At 36.5% G+C, this 17,438-nt stretch carries 17 protein-coding genes; 5 read left to right on the top strand and 12 right to left on the bottom strand.

What is annotated here, in order from left to right; all coding sequences use genetic code 11:
- Positions 1 to 241 precede the first annotated feature (241 nt).
- Both CVT08_RS01425 and CVT08_RS01420 read right to left on the bottom strand, forming a co-directional pair.
- Positions 242 to 649, bottom strand: a complete 408-nt coding sequence (locus CVT08_RS01425; RefSeq protein WP_107856491.1) for a pyridoxamine 5'-phosphate oxidase family protein — start codon at positions 647 to 649, stop codon at positions 242 to 244.
- Positions 650 to 1,018 (bottom strand): L-arabinose ABC transporter, encoded by a 369-nt coding sequence (locus tag CVT08_RS01420; RefSeq protein ID WP_223154214.1) that lies wholly within the window; start codon positions 1,016 to 1,018, stop codon positions 650 to 652.
- Between the two features lie 84 nt (positions 1,019 to 1,102).
- On the opposite strand from CVT08_RS01420, the gene CVT08_RS01415 reads away from it, so the two are divergent.
- Positions 1,103 to 1,624 carry a hypothetical protein gene (locus CVT08_RS01415; protein ID WP_021087487.1) on the top strand — a complete coding sequence of 174 codons (522 nt, stop codon included), beginning with the start codon at positions 1,103 to 1,105 and terminating at the stop codon, positions 1,622 to 1,624.
- A gap of 18 nt (positions 1,625 to 1,642) precedes the next feature.
- On the opposite strand, the gene CVT08_RS01410 is transcribed toward CVT08_RS01415, so the two are convergent.
- Positions 1,643 to 2,383 carry an EI24 domain-containing protein gene (locus CVT08_RS01410; RefSeq protein ID WP_107856492.1) on the bottom strand — a complete coding sequence of 247 codons (741 nt, stop codon included), beginning with the start codon at positions 2,381 to 2,383 and terminating at the stop codon, positions 1,643 to 1,645.
- The gene (dut, locus tag CVT08_RS01405) at positions 2,380 to 3,075 is read right to left on the bottom strand and encodes a dUTPase (RefSeq protein ID WP_009294967.1); all 696 of its coding nucleotides are present in this window, start codon (positions 3,073 to 3,075) and stop codon (positions 2,380 to 2,382) included. Before dut ends, CVT08_RS01410 begins: the two co-directional genes overlap by 4 nt.
- Before the next feature lie 129 nt (positions 3,076 to 3,204).
- On the opposite strand from dut, the gene CVT08_RS01400 reads away from it, so the two are divergent.
- Positions 3,205 to 3,393: a hypothetical protein gene (locus tag CVT08_RS01400; RefSeq protein ID WP_002940779.1), complete on the top strand. Its 189-nt coding sequence runs from the start codon at positions 3,205 to 3,207 to the stop codon at positions 3,391 to 3,393.
- Here CVT08_RS01400 and CVT08_RS01395 read toward each other — a convergent pair.
- Complete coding sequence (locus CVT08_RS01395) at positions 3,390 to 5,759, bottom strand: EAL domain-containing protein (protein WP_107856493.1); 2,370 nt, start codon at positions 5,757 to 5,759, stop codon at positions 3,390 to 3,392. The genes CVT08_RS01400 and CVT08_RS01395 overlap by 4 nt on opposite strands.
- A 64-nt stretch (positions 5,760 to 5,823) precedes the next feature.
- Here CVT08_RS01395 and CVT08_RS01390 point away from each other — a divergent pair, with 64 nt between their 5' ends.
- Positions 5,824 to 6,363: a hypothetical protein gene (locus CVT08_RS01390; RefSeq protein ID WP_107856494.1), complete on the top strand. Its 540-nt coding sequence runs from the start codon at positions 5,824 to 5,826 to the stop codon at positions 6,361 to 6,363.
- An 18-nt stretch (positions 6,364 to 6,381) separates the two neighbouring features.
- Here the strand turns inward: CVT08_RS01390 and CVT08_RS01385 are convergent, their stop codons facing one another.
- Together CVT08_RS01385 and ciaB are read right to left on the bottom strand one after the other, a co-directional pair.
- Positions 6,382 to 8,742 carry a putative bifunctional diguanylate cyclase/phosphodiesterase gene (locus tag CVT08_RS01385; RefSeq protein WP_107856495.1) on the bottom strand — a complete coding sequence of 787 codons (2,361 nt, stop codon included), beginning with the start codon at positions 8,740 to 8,742 and terminating at the stop codon, positions 6,382 to 6,384.
- Complete coding sequence (gene ciaB, locus CVT08_RS01380) at positions 8,735 to 10,579, bottom strand: invasion protein CiaB (protein WP_107856496.1); 1,845 nt, start codon at positions 10,577 to 10,579, stop codon at positions 8,735 to 8,737. The genes CVT08_RS01385 and ciaB overlap by 8 nt, the downstream gene beginning before the upstream one ends.
- A gap of 90 nt (positions 10,580 to 10,669) precedes the next feature.
- Here ciaB and CVT08_RS01375 point away from each other — a divergent pair, with 90 nt between their 5' ends.
- Together CVT08_RS01375 and CVT08_RS01370 are read left to right on the top strand one after the other, a co-directional pair.
- The gene (locus tag CVT08_RS01375) at positions 10,670 to 11,083 is read left to right on the top strand and encodes an acyl-CoA thioesterase (protein WP_107856497.1); all 414 of its coding nucleotides are present in this window, start codon (positions 10,670 to 10,672) and stop codon (positions 11,081 to 11,083) included.
- A 149-nt stretch (positions 11,084 to 11,232) separates the two neighbouring features.
- On the top strand, positions 11,233 to 11,871 hold the full coding sequence (locus tag CVT08_RS01370; protein WP_107856498.1) for a Crp/Fnr family transcriptional regulator: 639 nt from the start codon (positions 11,233 to 11,235) through the stop codon (positions 11,869 to 11,871).
- Positions 11,872 to 11,873: 2 nt separating this feature from the next.
- Here the strand turns inward: CVT08_RS01370 and CVT08_RS01365 are convergent, their stop codons facing one another.
- From CVT08_RS01365 to CVT08_RS01345, 5 genes are read right to left on the bottom strand one after another with little or no spacing between them, the layout of a single operon-like run.
- Positions 11,874 to 12,980: an NnrS family protein gene (locus CVT08_RS01365; RefSeq protein ID WP_107856509.1), complete on the bottom strand. Its 1,107-nt coding sequence runs from the start codon at positions 12,978 to 12,980 to the stop codon at positions 11,874 to 11,876.
- A complete protein-coding gene (locus CVT08_RS01360; RefSeq protein ID WP_107856499.1) occupies positions 12,973 to 13,662 on the bottom strand; it encodes an ABC transporter ATP-binding protein in 690 nt (229 codons plus the stop codon). The genes CVT08_RS01365 and CVT08_RS01360 overlap by 8 nt, the downstream gene beginning before the upstream one ends.
- Positions 13,662 to 14,459, bottom strand: a complete 798-nt coding sequence (locus tag CVT08_RS01355) for an ABC transporter permease (RefSeq protein ID WP_107856500.1) — start codon at positions 14,457 to 14,459, stop codon at positions 13,662 to 13,664. Before CVT08_RS01355 ends, CVT08_RS01360 begins: the two co-directional genes overlap by 1 nt.
- On the bottom strand, positions 14,456 to 15,421 hold the full coding sequence (locus CVT08_RS01350) for an ABC transporter substrate-binding protein (protein ID WP_107856501.1): 966 nt from the start codon (positions 15,419 to 15,421) through the stop codon (positions 14,456 to 14,458). The genes CVT08_RS01355 and CVT08_RS01350 overlap by 4 nt, the downstream gene beginning before the upstream one ends.
- Before the next feature lie 11 nt (positions 15,422 to 15,432).
- Positions 15,433 to 17,283 (bottom strand): TonB-dependent receptor domain-containing protein, encoded by a 1,851-nt coding sequence (locus CVT08_RS01345; RefSeq protein WP_107856502.1) that lies wholly within the window; start codon positions 17,281 to 17,283, stop codon positions 15,433 to 15,435.
- Positions 17,284 to 17,438 lie beyond the last annotated feature (155 nt).

The raw sequence follows: 17,438 nt of genomic DNA, 5'->3' as shown, positions 1-17,438 counted from the left end.
GGGATATTAAGTAAAATTTGGGTAAATTTAAGTTTATTTTTAGTTATTTAATACTCTTTTATCACACTTTAATATTTTTAAAATTCCCCCTAAAAAAGGCATTTTGTGTAACTTTTGTGTAAAAAATTTTAAAAAAAATTTTTATATGGTACATGTACCTTTCGTTTCATAAAAGCGTTATTCTGAACGCCTTAAGAAAGAGCATCTTTTAAGCTAACACGAAAATATTATGCATTTTTAGCTACTTTTGCCAAAAAATTTTCTTGCCAAAACCTAGAGTGTTGCTCGTAAATTTAACCTTTTCAAGGCTTATAGACCAAATTTTTGGATCCATCGCTTTTGCGTAAAAAAATCTTTTAAAGTAAATTTCTCGCTCACTTTCGCTAGCCTCTCTCATCGCTCCTTGAAACTGTACGCCCTCTATCTTGCCAACGATCTTTGTATCAAGAGCGACCGTGCCAGCAACAAGCTTTGAGTTTTTTAAAAATTTAACATGCGAGCTCTCATCGCAGCTAGCTAGCAAAAGGCAAAAATTTAGCTCATCAAAGGCGTAAAACGCGCTAAAAGCGTAAGGCTGACCTCCATCATCAATGGTGCAAACGCTTGCAAGATGCATCTTTTTTAAAAATTTAACTATCCTCTCATCCATCTAAATTCCCCTAAAAATGTCAAGAATGGTTTGAAATTTAAAGATGACTACGGCGATTATAAGCACCCAAAGCGTAAAAATAATGAGCTCTATTAGAGTAAATTTATCTTTTGCAACCTTTTTAAAAGCAAGCATCGTTAAAAATGCTCCAAAAAAGCCACCAATTAGCGAAAAATAGTGGATCGCATTTACCTTTACAAAGCTTGGCAAAAGCCCTTTAAAAAATAGTGAAAACATCAAAATGGCAAGTAAATTTGCAAGTATCAAGTAGTAGCCAACGACTGGCAAAACAGGGCAAAGCCTAGCAAAAACGAAGCTTAAAACAGTGATAAGCATCAGCAAAAAGATCCTAGTCCCAAAACAACACATCGCCCGTCCTTTTTTGACACATTTTACAAAATTTTGCTTTATGAAATTAAAAATTTGCCGATTTAGCCTCAAAAGGATTTAAAAATGCAAACAAATTTTTACTCTCAAGGAAGCTACAACAACATGAGCTTTTCGATGAAGACTAGCTCAGGTGATGAGATAAGCTTTTCTATGTATGATAATAAAAGTTTGGAGTTTTCAAGCCAAAAAAATGGCACTTCAAGCCAAAGAAGTCTAACTCTCACGCACGAATACGGCTATGAGTTTGCCTATAAAGGCAACGGCATAGACGAGCAAGATATGAAAGAGATCGAAGAGGCGATGAAGCAAATTCGCCCACAGGTTGATGAGTTTATGAAAAATGTCAAAGAGGGCGACAAGATCGCAGGTAGCAGCCAAAGCATAAGCGAGCTTTCAAACAAGATCAAGCAGATGTTACCTGACGCAAAAGATCTGGATCATAAAAATTTCATAAATGACAATATGCTAAAGATGTTTGACGAACTTTTAGCTAAAAATGATGCAAATAAAAATCTACTAAGTGCGACAAAAAGGCTATTTGATACCTTGCTTGATGAGAGCAAAAAAGTATCTTACTACGCATAAATTTAGAGCTTTTTGGCTCTAAATTTTAACTAGCGCCTCTCTTTGATAAAAGAGGTGCGACAAGACTATCACAAAATAAAGCTGAAAAAATAGCCCAACAAGCGGCACAAGCGAGATGAGATAAAACAAAAGTGTAAAAACTATAAATTTAACCCCGCCACCTTCAAGCAGCGCTAACTCAAATTTATCGCTATCAAGTGTGTTTGAGCCAACGTCTATTAGTAAAAGCTTATAGTAGATGTAAAAAAACGGCACGTTGATGATGAAAAAATTTACAAATGGCACAAACAAAAGTGGCAAGCAAACGAGCAAGATCCCAAGAAATTTCATGATCTCAACCATCATCACCTTTAGCACTCTAACCGTGCTAGCCTCACTTTTAAGCACGTAGTTGTAGTGCCTTTTGTTTATCTCTTTGGCCACGACTGGCGTTAAAAAGCCAGCTACGACTAGGGCGATCACGATGCTAATGATGATCGTTAAAAAGGTGCTTAGAACGTAAAAAAGTATGCTAACTATCCACTTTGTAGCGCTAAAGCTTAAAATTTTAATAGCTATAAAAGATAGCGTCGAGTTTGTCTCCAAAAAGGCGAAATTTTCGTTTTTAGCGCCATCGCTTAAAAAGTCAAATATCTCGCCACCTCCCCAGATGCTTAGCCAAGCTAGGCAAAGTATGCTAAGACAAAGCGGCAAGATCGATAGTGTTATAAATTTGGCTGTAAAAAAGTCTTTAAAGCCAAGACGCAGAAGATTTATCATTTTACCTTTTTGTACTCACGCTCAAGTGCGGCGTAAATTTCATCTATCTTACTAACGCCATTTGATAAAATTTCGCTCATCACTTCGTTATCTTCACGTCCGTTCCAAATTTTCTTATAGCTTCCCTCTTTGTAGCCGTTATTTTGGCGGAAGCGATTTAACACGTTTTTAGCGATGTAGCACTCATAAAGCGAGTATAAATTTACGCCACATTTTAAAGACATTGAGAAATAAATTTTAAAGATATCAAAGATGTCATAGTCAAAGCCGCTGCACTCATGTATAAGCATCTCAACGTCGTTCATGATCTCATAAATGCTCTCATCTTCGACCTTTAATGGCTCTTTGCAATAGTCGCTAAAGCCGCTTGACTGGCAGATATCATCAGCCAAAGTCTCAACATCGCCAAGCTGTTTTGCCTTATAAATTTGTAGTGCTAGGCTCATTATAAAGTGCCAGATATCGACAACCTCGATGCGTAAATTTTGCTCATCAGTCTTAGCATCTATACTCTTCCAGTGCTTCCACGCAAAGCTGTCGATAAGCTCGGCGCACTCCATATATATGCAACGCCTCCAGCTTATGAGTTTATTTTTATTTGTATAGCCATTTTCCCAACCAAGCCCATTTGTCTCGTCATTTAGGCTTTGTTGCATCTTTAACATCTCTAAAACAATAGTTCTTTCATCCATTTTTAAACCTTTTAAATTTTAAATGATTATAACAAAAAACAATTAATGCTCAAGCGACAAGCTTGACCCAAATCATCTTAATGCAAGCTTACAAGATGTAAAATCACCCAAAATTTCAAAGGAGAAAAGATGAGAGAGAAAGATCTAGTAGTTTGCAACGTTTGCGGACTAAAAAGCAGCGATGATAAAAATGCAGTTTTCATCCACGCTCACAAAAACGGTGAAGAGGTCGATATCTGCACAAGCTGTATCCCAAGCGTGATACATGGCTCAGGCATGGTCGTAAAATCAAACGAAGAGATAAAGGCTGAAATTTAAATATCAGCCACCATATGAGAATTCTGCCTTAAAGAATTCTCAAACTCCTCCGCACTCATCGGACGAGATAAGAAATATCCTTGCATTTCATTACAATTAAGCTCTTTTAAAAGCTCTTTTATCTCGTGGCTTTCCACGCCTTTTGCTGTCACTTTTAGCTTCATTGATTTTGCTATATTTATGATAGCAGCGACTACTTGCATATCTTTTTTGTTGATCACTGACTGAGCGACAAAGTCATTTGCTATCTTTATACGGTCGATCTTATACTTTCTGATATAGACAAATGACGTATATCCAGATCCAAAGTCATCTATACAAACATCTATGCTATTTTTCTCTAAAAGTGAGAAAATTTTATCAAGCGTCTCTTGGTCGTTTTTCCATATATCTTCGCTAAATTCAAGCTCAAACTGCTTTGGATTTAGGTGGTGCGAGTTTAAAGTTAGCATAAATTCATTTACAAATTTTTCAGATGTGCTTTGAATTTGCGCTACGTTTATGCTTATTTTTGGCACTTTTAGCTTTTTGTTTTGCCATCTTACGGCTTGTTCTACTGTTTTTGAGACAGAAAGCGTGCAGATGTCGTTTAAGATGTCGCTATTTAAGCTAGCTATATCCATAAACTCGCCAGCTTCTTTTTGTCCATACTCTTTTGACTGCCATCTAAGTAGCGCTTCTACGCAGATGATCTTTAAATTTTTAATGTCATAAATCGGCTGAAAATATACCTCAAAATCCTCTTGTAAATTTGCTTTTTTAAGAGCTATCTCTATGTTTGAGCTTTGTTGTATTTCGCTATCTATCTCATTATTATAAACCATCGGGTTTTTGGCTGGATTTTGCTTAGCGTAGTACATCGCCATATCAGCTTTTTTGATGATATTTCTAGGATCGCTGATGTTATCTCTTGTGACAACGTGGATACCAACGACACTCTTGATAGCAAAGTGATACTTATCTATTTGCAAAGGTTTTTCTATCGTATCTCTTAGCTCCATACCAAGTTTCATGCGTTTAGTGTGGCTATTTTCTTCCATTTTTGAAAGCACGATGAACTCATCAGCGCCGATCCTTGCGGTGACCTCTTGCCTGTTGCACGCTTCACGTATGCGCTTTGCTATCGCTTTTAAAATTTTATCGCCAACCTCATGTCCATAAGATGTATTTATATTTTTAAAGCGACTTATATTTATATAATAAACTGCGATCTCTTGCTTCTCACCCAAAACACTACACATACCTTTTAGCTCATTTAGCAAAGAGTCTCTGTTGCCAAGAGAGGTTAGATAGTCTTTTTCAGATACACCCTCTAAACTTAAATTTATCATCTCAAGTTCGTTTGTCTTTAGGTGCTTCTCTTTGTTTTTAGCATCATGTAAATTTTGCTCTGCGTTATATATCTCTTCGCTTTGATCAAGCACTTTCATAAAATAGCTAATAACCGCTCCAGCTACAACAACAAAAATTATAAGCAGATCAACATAAGATGATAGGTCAGTTTTTATTAGTATTAGTGCAGCTGAGATAATAGGCACGAGCTTAGATGTTGTTTTTATGCCAACATCTGCTGCGCTTATACGCTTGTTATCACCCCTTAAGTAAAATGCTCCGAGCATCAAGAGGAAAAATGGCACAAGGTAGATAGAGTGCAGAGTAAAATCATGCCCTTTGTTTATAAGCTCATTATAAAAAACATATAAATTTAATAGCGTAAAAATCGCACTTGCGATTATCAAGAAAAAGCCACTATGTCTAATATAAAGATGGTTGCTATTAAAAATTTCACTAAGAGCGATGAATAAAATAGATAAATTTACAAAAATAGCAATGCTAGCAGCAAGCTCACTAGGGCTTTTGGGATGGATCAATATATCAAAATCACCCATATCTCCAACAATACAATAAGCAAGCGTGAAAACTAGCAAAAGAACGTTAAAGCTATCGGCTAGAACTAGGATCTTTTTATCGCTAGCTATAAATTTGACCACAAAAAATATACCAACAGCGGCCAATAGTAAAAACATAGGGAGCAGATCGAAAAAATCAAGATAAGAAATTTGCTCTTTGCTTCTTAAAAGAAAGTCTTCATTGACACTTCTAATGGCATCAATAATAGTCCAAAGAAAGACCCCAAAGCATGCAGCAAGCCAGTGCATAGCTTTAAGCTTTGATCTATTCATAGAGATGTAGATACCAAAAACTACAAGACCAAAACCCAAAAATATCAACAAATTTTCAAAATTTTTATAGTTTAAAATGCCGGCAAACTGAGAAAATATAAAAAGAGCTATAACGGCATAGAAAATTTGTTTTTGTCTTAGGATAAGTGACGAATTTGACGTAAAAAAAATGTTTCTCTCCATTGTTTATTCTGTTTCAAACCTTATTTTTAGTTATAATTTTGCAAATTTTTCTTTAAGGTTAATCATGAAATGTAATATCGTCTTATCTGGAGAAAATTTAATAGACTACCAAGCATTTAATCTATTTTTTTCAAAAAAGGCTAGAAAACAGTATTTTATAAATGTTTTTATGATTTTTACGGAGGCCATTATAGCTGGATTTATCGCTGATATGCTCTTAAAAACCAAAATTTTTACTATTATTGGCACCATTTTTGCTATCTTTTGGATCATTTTTTATCCAATTTTTTTAAAAAATAGACGAAGAGCGGCGCTGAAAAGCTTAGAAATTTCAGACTTTAAAAAAGAGATGATCTTTGAAGTAAATGAGAAAAATTTGGCATTTTATGAAAATGAGCCAAAAGAAAATGAAATTTTTAACATAAAAGATGTAAGTGAAATTTACGAGCTTAAAAATATCTTTATCATCTTTATAAATGAAAAAATTCATCTTGTCTTGCCAAAAAATAAAGAAACCTCAGAGCTAGTAAAAGCACTTATAAAAGAGAGCAAAAAAGAGCTACTGCTTTTTGAAAATTTAGACTACAAAAGCGTTATTGGCTAAGCTTGTAAATTTACAAGCTTAGATGTGATCAAGCGTGCTTCTTATGAGCTCTTCAAAGTCTTTAGCGTTCATCGGCTTACCCCAGAAATAACCTTGTATCTCATCGCAGCCTAGCTCTCTTAAAATTTCAAGCTGAGTCTCGTCCTCGACGCCCTCAGCGATCGTCTTTAGCTCGATATTTTTAGCTAGAGTTATAACGCTTTTTACAACGTCTCTATCGATCTCGTTTATAGCGATGTTATCAACTAGTTCTTTTGCGATCTTTAGCCTATCTAGCGGATACTTTTTGATGTAGTTCATCGATGAAAAGCCAGTGCCAAAGTCATCAATGGAGATGCTCATGCCCTTATCTGAAAATTTCTTTAAGACTGTTTGCATTATCTCTTCGGCATTGACGAGACTTGCCTCTGTAAGCTCGATATCAACGCACTTTGGATCCATGCCAAATTCTTCAACATAGCCAAAGATGTCCGATGCAAAATTTACATTATCAACCTGTTTTGGCGAGATATTGATGCCAACTTTTAGGCTGATACCATACTTTTTGTTCCAGTAGCTCATCTGCCTTATGGCCTCTTTTGCCACCCATATTCCTATTGTATTTATAATTGAGCTTTGCTCGGCTACTGGGATAAATTTGGCCGGACTTACAAAGCCTTTTACCGGAGAGTTCCACCTTATAAGAGCCTCAGCACCTATTATCTTTTTACCATTTAGCAGATACTGCGGCTGGAAATTTAGGCTAAATTCCTCATCAAAATTCATAGAATTTAGCAAAATTTCTATGTAGTTTTTCTCCTGAATGATCTCTTTTATATCATCGTAAAAGACATATTTTGTATTAACATCTCTTTTTGCCGCATCAAGTGCCGCTCCAGCTTGCATGATAAGATCATCAGCTAAAATTTCACTTGTTTGCGTTGAGCTAACGCCAACCTTTGCTCCAAGAGCTATCTTATAATCGCCAACTGAGATTTGCTCGGCTATGATGTTTAGCAGATAGTATAAAAATTCTCTATAATGCCCCTCATTTTTTTGCTTTAAAACTATCATAAAGTCATCGCCGCCAAACCTTGAGACGATAGCGCCCTCTGGCAAGATCGCTTTTATATTTTTAGAAAATTTCAAAAGCACCTCATCACCCACGTAGTGGCCGTATGAGTCATTTATAGCCTTAAAGTGGTTGATGTCGATACAATAAATATCTATCTTTTCGCCAAGCGCTTTGGTCTTTATCATCTCTGATAGTTTGCTTAAAAATGACTGTCTATTTAAAAGCCCAGTGAGTGAGTCAAATTCGCTAAGCTGCCTTAAGCGCTCGTTTTTCTCTTCAAGCTCTTTTAAGCTATCTTGGATCTCTTCGTCAAGTTGAGCGATGATATGCCTTTCAGATCTAGCTAAATCCCTCATAGCAACTGTACTTGAGATACTATAAATTAGCGCTGCATAGGCTAGCAAAACCATAAGCAGAAAAACTATCCAAACTGAGTAAATTTTATCTGTATTAGCAGCTCCTAAAAAGAGTAAAGATACGATAAGCAGGGTGATAAATTTATATATAAGCGCCCTTATATAGTCTTTTCTGTAGCTTCTTATCTTGATATTTGCCTCGTTTTCCTTTAAATGCAAGCAAGCTACAAATATAATAAAAAATGCAACTTTAAAGAAAAACTCATAATGAACATTTGTACCACCGTATGCCAAAAAGGCCTTTGACGAGTAGTATGCATCGCAAATGCAAATGATAAGCAAGGCTAACAGATATAAAAGTAGGCTCACTCTTTTATAGCTAAAAATTGGTTTTTTTGATACGAAATTTAGTGAAAATGCGACAACAAAGACAAAGCAAAAGATAAAAATATCCATTATGATATATGAAAGGCTAGTCACAAATTCTTGATTAAGTGCTACCGCTAAACTTTTATCAAAAACTACAAACCAAAAAAAACTAACCGTTATAAGCATCAAAGCAAGCGCATCTACCGCGACTTGTTGCCATATCACTCTTTTTAAAATCCTTGTAAAAAAGGCGACAAAAGAGACGATAAACATAAAAAATGGGATCAAATATAAAATTTGCATAAGCTCCGTACGAGAGATATTTCCGTGCATGAGAAGCGATCTATCATAAAGCAATAAAAGGATATCTGCTAACGCCCAGCTTGCGATAGCTAAAAATATATAGGTCCAGTATGAGTTTAAATTTCTACTACTTTTTAATAAAAAGAACAAAAATATGGCGATCACTACATCGGTACCGACTGATATGGCTGTCAGATAAAGCTGATCTCCCAGATAAATAGCAGAAAAATAAGCAATAATCAGGGCAAATATAAATAAAAAAGAGCCGTTGTGAAAATTTGTCACTCTATCAAGCACGGCTCTTCTCCGCTTCCTGGGCTAGTTTTTGCCACCTTTGCCACTCGCCGCTATCATCGACGTCGTTGCCGATAGCCTCGTACCTAGCGTAAAAATGCTCAACAAATTTCTTGCACTCTTCATCTTTTGGCAGATAGCTTAGCTCATCTTTTTGGCAAAATTTCTCCAAAAACGTGCTCGCATCATCCTTTTTAGCGTATGTTTGCGCTAGCTCGAAGTAGTTTTGCAAGCAAATTTCTTTAAATTTAGCGTAGGCTTGCTCGCTCATATCCACGCTTAGTTTGCCGTCAAATTTAAGCACTCCAGCCCTAAAAAGCAGGCTAAGATGTATGAGCCCCTCGCAGTAATAAGCCCTCACCTCATCGACCTTTCGCCACGCGATAAGCCCAACTGCGCGAGCTATTAACTCATGAAAGACGGCCATTTTATACTCCGCCTCTTCGTGCAAGAAGAAATTTACTAGCCCGCCAGTCGTCGCCTTGTACTCTTCTATAAATTTAAAGACGCCACTTTTATTCATGCTCATCTCAGTATCAAGTCCGATAAAGAGGATGTGCCCAAACTCATGACCGATCGTTGAAATTACATATACTTTTTTCCAAATTTTTGGTTTTAAAAATAAAATTTCCCTACCAAAATCCAAAAATTCCTTGCTAAAAATTTCAGCCCCAAGCTTCATAAAAGGCTTTGCCTTTGCGCCCTCATAGACGTAATTTACAAAGGCAAAAATTTTCTTGCCACATTTTGCGCTCACACTCTCGTCATTTGGCACGACCTGAGCGCTAAAAAGTCCGTTTAGCTCCGCGCCGTAATAGATCATCGGCACGCTTATATAAAGCTGCGTTCTAGCGATATTTTCACTAACTGCCTTGTTTGTCACGGCGTTATCAAATTTGATCTTTTCACAAACACTTTCGTAAGTTTTTGTCACTTTTTCTTTAAATTTAAGCTCATCAATGCCCTCGCTATCCACCAGCCTTATGTCCCACTCAAGCGCAACTGCGTGCGTGTAGGCATCCTCGTAGTACTCCAGCGGATGACCTGGCTGAAGCGCTCCTTTTACCTCCATCCACGCTATCTCAGCCTCTTGCCAGGCGTTTATCACCTTTGCATTGTCCTCTTCGCAAAAGGCGTTTTGCAGCTTTTCAAGGTATTTTACGTAGGATTTTTGCTCGTCATTTTGAGCTAAATTTCTTAAATTTTCAAGGTTTTTAGTAAAGACTTTTTTAAGTTCTCCAACCTCATCTTTAAAAGCAAGCGCGTAAGGCAAAAAGCTAAATTTCTCGCCCTCTTTGCAAACTGCGCCGTAAGTTCTATCGGCTCTTACGCCATTACTATCACACTGAAACAAAGCGTTTTTAGTGATAAACTCATTTGCCTGGCTTAAATCTTTAAATTTAGCTTCAAACTCTTTATTTGTGGTGTCTATTATCTTATCTTGCCATGAAATTTGCCACGCATTTAGACTAAGCCCAAGCTCGTGCATAGCCTCAACAAAAGCTTGATAAAACTGGTCTAAAATTTGCTCATCACGTGCCTTTTTTATAAGCTTTAAGTGGAGATCTTCATATAAATTTCTAACATAGCCATAGATCAAATTTAGCACACGTTTTTGCTCGTCCTCGCCTAAATTTAGCTTTTTTAGCTCATTTTGAAGTGGATCAACTTTAAGATCAACTATCCTTCTAGCAAGAGCTAGTTTTTGGCTCGGCGTGCCATCAAGGGCACAAATCTTCAGAGCATCAGTTATGATCTTGTCATCTAAATTTTTATAAATCGCGTTTAGCTTGGATTTTTGCTCTTTTGTAAGTTCGTTTAGTCTTTTAAAATCATTCATCTTTTCATCCCTTAAAGTTGCAGGATTTTAGCATAAAGCCATTAAAATTTGCTACAATTTACCAAAAATTTAAAATCTAAAAGGCAAAAAATGGACATTTTAAAGGACTTTGGCGAGCCGCGCATCAAGCAAGTGATGCTACCAAAAGATACAAACTCAGCTGGCAATATCTTTGGCGGCTGGATAATGAGTCAGATAGACCTTGCAGGTGCTCAGGCGGCAAGAGAAATTTCGCCTGAGCGAGTTGTGACAATTTCAATGAAAGAGATCATATTTAAGCAACCAGTCTTTGTTGGCGACGTGCTAAGCTGCTACGCAAAGATTATCGCAGTTGGCAAAACATCGATAACAACGCAGATAGAAGTGACTGCACTTAGACTAAATGATGGCGGTTTTAGAGAGACTATACACGTCACAAGCGCCATCGCAACCTATGTTAGTGTGACAAAAGACGGACACAAAAAACCGATAGATGAGAAGCTAAAAGAGCTTCATGGCTTTTAAATTTGGTTGCAATTTATGCAGCCAAAACCCCCGAATTTATCACTATTTTTAAAAAAATTTGAAAAAAAGTAACACCAAAAAAGAGAAATTTCAACTTATTTAAATGCTTTATAAAGTAAAATCTGCCCTTACACTTTTTTGGGAGAAAGATGAAAAAATCACGCTTAGGGCTTTTACAAACACATATTTTAGATATCTTAACACAAGATGAGCTGGAGAAATTTGAGTTTAAAGAGCTGCCAAAAACAAGCACGATCTACACCGAAGATATCGAGATCATCATCTTAAAAACCGGCTCAGCAAAGCTCTCATTTTTTGAAGATGGCGAGGAATTTATACTTTATCATTTAGAAAAAAACAACATCGCCATACTCGATGACAACTGCGCCTTTGAAGTACTTGAAGATGCCCAAATTTACGTCATTAGACTAGACGAGATAGGTGAAATTTTACATAATCCAAAAGCCGCAAGCGAGATCCTAACAACCACGCTAAACACCATCATCGTGCAGCGCCAGATCACAAAGTCGATACTTTTTGAGGACGCAAAGGGCAGGATTGCAAATTTCTTAATCGAGCTTGCAAATGAACAAGACCTAAAACAAAACGGCTACCGATACGTATTTTTACCATTTTCTCTAAAGGTGCTATCAAGCTTTGTTGGCCTTAAACGCCAAAGCGCCTCAACAGCCTTTAATGAGCTTATCAAAGACGACATCATCAGAAAGATCACACCGCACGAATTTCTCATCATCGACCACGAAAAACTTGAAAGTTATACGAATTAATATCATTCAGGGTCCTCAGAGAATTCATTATCTCTAAAAATTGCATAAAAATTTATGAGCCAAAAGATAAAAGCAAGTGCTATCAAAGTGGCTGGTAAATGAATATAAAATCCACTCCAAAAATAAGCCAAAATGCCTCTACTAACGCCAGCTAAAATGACTAAAATAAATGCAATTTTGCTAAGGCGTAAAAACTCAAGCTCTTGTCCGCTGTGACGAAGTCCCGCGATATTAAAAATAAGCATAACACTAAAAATAACGGCATTTACGGCTATTAAGTGCATAAAATTTACTTCAAGCCCTAGACTTAAAAGCCCACTTGCTCCGATGCCTAAAAATCCAACCGCTAAAAATATCTGCATAAAGTAATAGTAAATCACAAAATTATGCCTCAAAAGTTGCTTATAGTGCCACTCTTTAAGCTTTGCAAGCACCGCACATCCGCAAGCAATGGCTACATAGTAGGTGCCGATACTCTTTTCAAAAAATATATTAAAAAGTAAAAACGCACAAGTCATGCAAATAGCAATATTTTTATAGATAAAATTTGGCACAAAAATAGCCTCATCCATATCTTTTTCTCGCTTTAGCGCTTCTTTGCCAAGTACAACGCTAACGCGATATGAAATAAGCAAGATAGCGATGATATGAAGATAAATTTGCAAATTTAAAAATTTTTCGTTGCCACTTATTAGATAATAAATTTCAAAGCCTAAAATACCAAACAAAAAGCCAAGTACGCCAAATTGATCAAGGTTTTTATCTCGCCAGATCATATAAAGACAAAGCATCACTAGATATGCCCAAAAAAGCGTAATAAAAAAATGTGCTAAAAATAAGCTAAAAAGTGCTGCTATAAAGCTAGTTGCAAAGAGTGAAAATAAAATGTAAGCGTGGGCTTTTAGTGAGGAGCTGAAATTTGTCCAGTCGGTTAGTCCAGTGAGTAAAAAACCAGCATAAGCAAGTGCCAAAAAAAGGTGTAAAAATATAAATTTATGCAAACTCACAAAATCAGTTGGTGTAAAAAATATAGCAGCCCCCAGCACAGCACAGGCGGCACTGGTAAGAAAAAATATTCTCATAGGATAGGTAAAAAAGTTGTTAATCATAATAAATTTGCCCTTTAAAATTTTCATCTATTGTTTTGCTGATAAATGTAAAATCACGGTCTTTAAAAGCCTCGTCTAAAACAAGCTCTTTTTGTATGATCGCACCTTTATTTGCGAGAAAATAAATTCTATTTGACATCTTTACGGCCTCCATTCTGTCGTGTGTGACTAATATTATGCTCATGCCCTCGCTCACCCTTTGGCTAACGATATCGATCAAAATTTCTTTCATATCATAATCAAGCCCCGAAAATGGCTCATCCATTAAAAGCAGATCAGGTTTTGTCACAACTGCTCTTACAAAAGCAACCCTTTGCCTCATGCCACCACTTAGTTCATTTGGGTATTTCAGCGCGTCTTTTTGACTAAGACCGACTTTAGAAAAAAGCTTTAAAACGCTGTTTTGATCAGCTTTATCCATAACCAAAAGCACATTTTCAAGAGCATTTTTCCACGTAAGCAGACGATTTTCTTGAAAAAAATATGTCATTTTTTTAAATTTATTAAAAATTTCCCCTTTTCTAGGCTCATTTAGTCCGCTAATAAGGTGCAAAATGGTAGTTTTCCCACAACCTGATGGTCCAAAAAGCGTCACCACTTCGCCTTTTTCTACCTTTAAATTAAAATTTCTTACAACCTTATCTCTTAAAATTTCATACTCTACATTTTTAAGCTCAAGCATCATCTTCTCCAAGGCATCAGAGCTATTTTTAAAGGCTCGATGATGAGGTACTCAAAAAGCATGATAAGAGTGATGCTTAAAAGAACATACGCCATCACTTCAGTTGTTTCAAGCATTGCCCTTGCATTTGCTATCTTTGCTCCCATGCCGTTATTTGCACCTAGTAGTTCGGCCATTATGACTATTTTTACACCCATTGCAACAGCTACGCTAACAGAGCTTATGATATAGCTCGTAAGATGTGGGATATAGAGGTGTTTTATCTTTTTTAAAAAGCCTAAATGATAGGCATCAAACATCTCTTTTAGCTCCTCATCTACACTACTCATAGCAACTGCCGAGCTTGCAAAAGTAAGCGGTAAAACGGTTATAAAGATAGTAAAAATGGTGCTAAAATTTCCAAATCCAAACCAAAAAATAGCAAGCACTATCCAAATAATTGGTGGCATCGATAAAAGCAAGGTAATAACAGGCTTTAAAAAGGCCGCAAAGCTTTTAAAGCTACCTGCTATTAGCCCTAAAAATATACCAAAAAATGTTGCCGTGCTAACCCCAACTAGTGATCTACAAAGCGTTATATTTATCTCGCTATTTTTGTAATCTTTTAAAATTTCACAGACTTTAAAAAATACATCTTTTGGCGAAGGGAGCAGGAGTGGGGAGCTAAACTCGCTTCCCACTTGCCAAATAGCTAAGATCAAAAAAACTACGGCAAATCCGCTAAATCCGCCCCAAAAATAGTCAATCATTTTTAAAAAGGCTGAGCGATCTTTTTTGACACCGTCGATTAGTATCATAAAAATAGACCTTTATCTGGCATCTTGCCGCCTAGAAATTTTGGATTGAACTGATAAATTTCTTCAAAAAATGCCATGATTTCATTTTGTAGTTCATTTGCTTTTGTCACTGTTAAATTTGCCTTATCAAAGGCATTTGCAAGTGCCACTTCTGGAGCTGGTAAGTAGCTCGAGCCAATCTTTGCCGCACTTTGCTTGTTCTCAAGTATCCAAGAAAGAGCATTTTTAAGGTCGCTATGGAGCGTATCAAATAGATTTAAGCTCTTCTCATAAAAGCCTCTTTCTACGATAATGCCAGCCATTGGGACTATCGGTTTTGTATTAAAGCTCTCGCCCCAAATTTTTGGAAAATCAACTGAGTAATGTACGCTAACGCCTGCTTTTTTACCACGCAAAATAGTCGCTTCGCCAAGAGGTTGTGGGACTAATAAAATGTCAAAATCTTTTTGTAAAAATAAAAGTAGAGCTTCAGGAGGTGTTGCTGTATAGGTGATATCTATTTTGCTAGCGTCTATGCCTCGCTTCTTGCAAAGTGCCCTTAGGACAAGATCAGGCATGTCGCCACGAAATGGCATGATTAGTTTTTTTCCCACAAAATCTTCTAAATTTTTGATCTTTTCGTCCTTGACCATAGCGTTCATTACGCCAAGGGTCAGTAAATTTAACATAGCAAAATCAAGCCCTTGGTTTCTTAAATTTGCAGCGACATTTGATGGTGACATCGTGACTTTAATATCCCCACTAGCTACGCCTGCACGAAGCTGATCTGGTGTTTTCCAGATATTTAAGCTTACATCATAAGTTTTATTTAACTCCCCTTGCAGTGCAGCAACTGCCATTATGACACTTGGGATCGCTGGTGCGCCCCACATATTAAAGCTCTCTTTTGCAAATAAATTTGGTGCAAACGCGCTAACGCCTAAAGCTGTGCTAAGTCCTAAAAATTTTCTTCTATCTAACATCTTTTTCTCCTTTAAAAACTGCTGTGAAAGCTAATAAAAAATGTTCTGCCAGGGGCATGAACGACTACTGGATCAAGTGCTGCTACGTGATCACCGCTAATAAATTCCGCATAATCTTTGTCAAATAAATTTGCTACGCCAAATCTTATGCCAACTTTGTTTTTAAACTCTACGCCACCATAAAGATCGAGCAAGCCAAACCCCTTTGCGGCCTCTTTTTTGTCGATACCTAGACCAGTTTGCTTGCTAAAATCGCCCCTAGTTTGCTTTGAAACAAGTCTTAGTGCAGTGCCAAGGTTGTAGCTACCAAAGCTTGCATAGTCTTTGTAGTCAAATGCAAAATTTGCCTCAAAAGGCCTTATTTGATAAAGTGGCCTGCCATCGGTTTTGTTTTGTCCGTAGTTGTAGTAAAGTGAGCTTTTTAATCCAAAGTGCCTTGCAAAGCTATATTCTGTATTGAAATTTACACTATAAAGCGTTGCATCAACGTTTCTTGAGATGACAGCATTTTTGTTTAGTGGCATGGCGGCTTTTGAGTGGCGTCTATCAAAAATGATCAAATTTTTTACGCTATCAGCGATGAAATGCCCGCTAAAGCTAAAAGCATCTTTGTTTTGCAAAGAGTTTAGGTATTCTTTATAAAACTGGCTGCCAAATTTAAAGCCAACAACTGCTCTATTGTGCCTTTCTGGCTCTAAATTTGGATTTGATATCCAGCCAGAGTCATTTTGTCCATAAAGTGCGTTAAAACGCTCCATATTACTTGGAAAGCGAGATAAACTCTCAAGTTTTGCAAAGTAGCTATCCTTATCGTTTGGTGTAAATTTATATTTTAAGCTTGCACTAAAAGCGTCTTTTTTGATCTTATCACTTACGTCTTCACCGTAAATTTGACGAAGTAGCCCGCGAGTGGTGCTAATGGCTGGATTTGGTGCGAAATATTTAGTATCAAGCCCATTAAGCTTACTTCTTTGCTCTTCATATTTTAAGGCAAGAGAAGCTTCGTTTGCTTCATTAAATTTATAAGCAAGTGTGTCAAAAAGCATAAATTTATCACTTCTAACATCAGCAAATCTGTATCCGTTAAATACCCAGTTACTGCCTTGCTTTATGTATCTTTTGCCACCATGTTTATCTTTTTCAAAGCCAGCGCCTATTTGATTATGAAAGCTTGTGAAATCAACATCATATTTTAAATTTGTCTCAAGCACATCTCTTTTTATCTCAACTTTTACATTTGGAGTAGAATTTCTTAGATGAAAGTTATCAGCTTTTCGCTCAACCTTTTTTAGGATAAATTCAAAATTTAGCGTATTTGAAAGATCTTCTTCGCCCAGCCTGATATTTAGCTTGCCGACTTTTCTAGTTGTTTTAAAGGCGTCCATTGCGTGTTCTGGCTGCTTATCTTTATCGATATTATCCCTTAAAAACGTAAGTCTAAGCTCGCTAAGCTCATTTGGCACGAAACCTAAAATAGCGCTTTGGCCCTGCCTGTTGTAGCCATAGTCCCATTTTTTGCCACTTCCGTCTTTATAGCTATTTGCCTTGGTGAAATTTGCGTTTAAAATGGTATAAAAATTTGTACCACGATATTTAAAAAGCGATGAGTTGTAAAAGCTTTTGCCATACATTCCAGCTGAGATATGAAACATATCAGCTGAGCTATCAAGTAAATTTGTCACAAATGGATATTCGCTTCTTTGAGTGCGGTCAAATTGATTTTCCACAAAGGCACTTTGTGCAACATTTGGTGTGATGATCGGCGGTGGCGCAAATTCTTTAACAGGCTTTATAGTGTCTAAATTTACTTCATTTGCTAAAAGCAGTGACGAAAAAACTATTAAGCTTAAAACTTGCCTCATAAAAAACTCCTTTTAAAATACAATTATGATTTTTCTTATCGAAATTATAAATAAAAATCTCTTATAAGATATTGATATAAGTCATCATATATTTTTATAAAAATTTATTGAATACAGAATTAATCAGTAGGCAAAAATAATGTAAAATTTTGCTA

It is taken from the genome of Campylobacter concisus (assembly GCF_003048835.2).
GTDB classification, from domain to species: domain Bacteria; phylum Campylobacterota; class Campylobacteria; order Campylobacterales; family Campylobacteraceae; genus Campylobacter_A; species Campylobacter_A concisus_D.
Note: the sequence above shows the minus strand (reverse complement) of the source record. Positions and strands in the feature narration are given on the sequence as shown.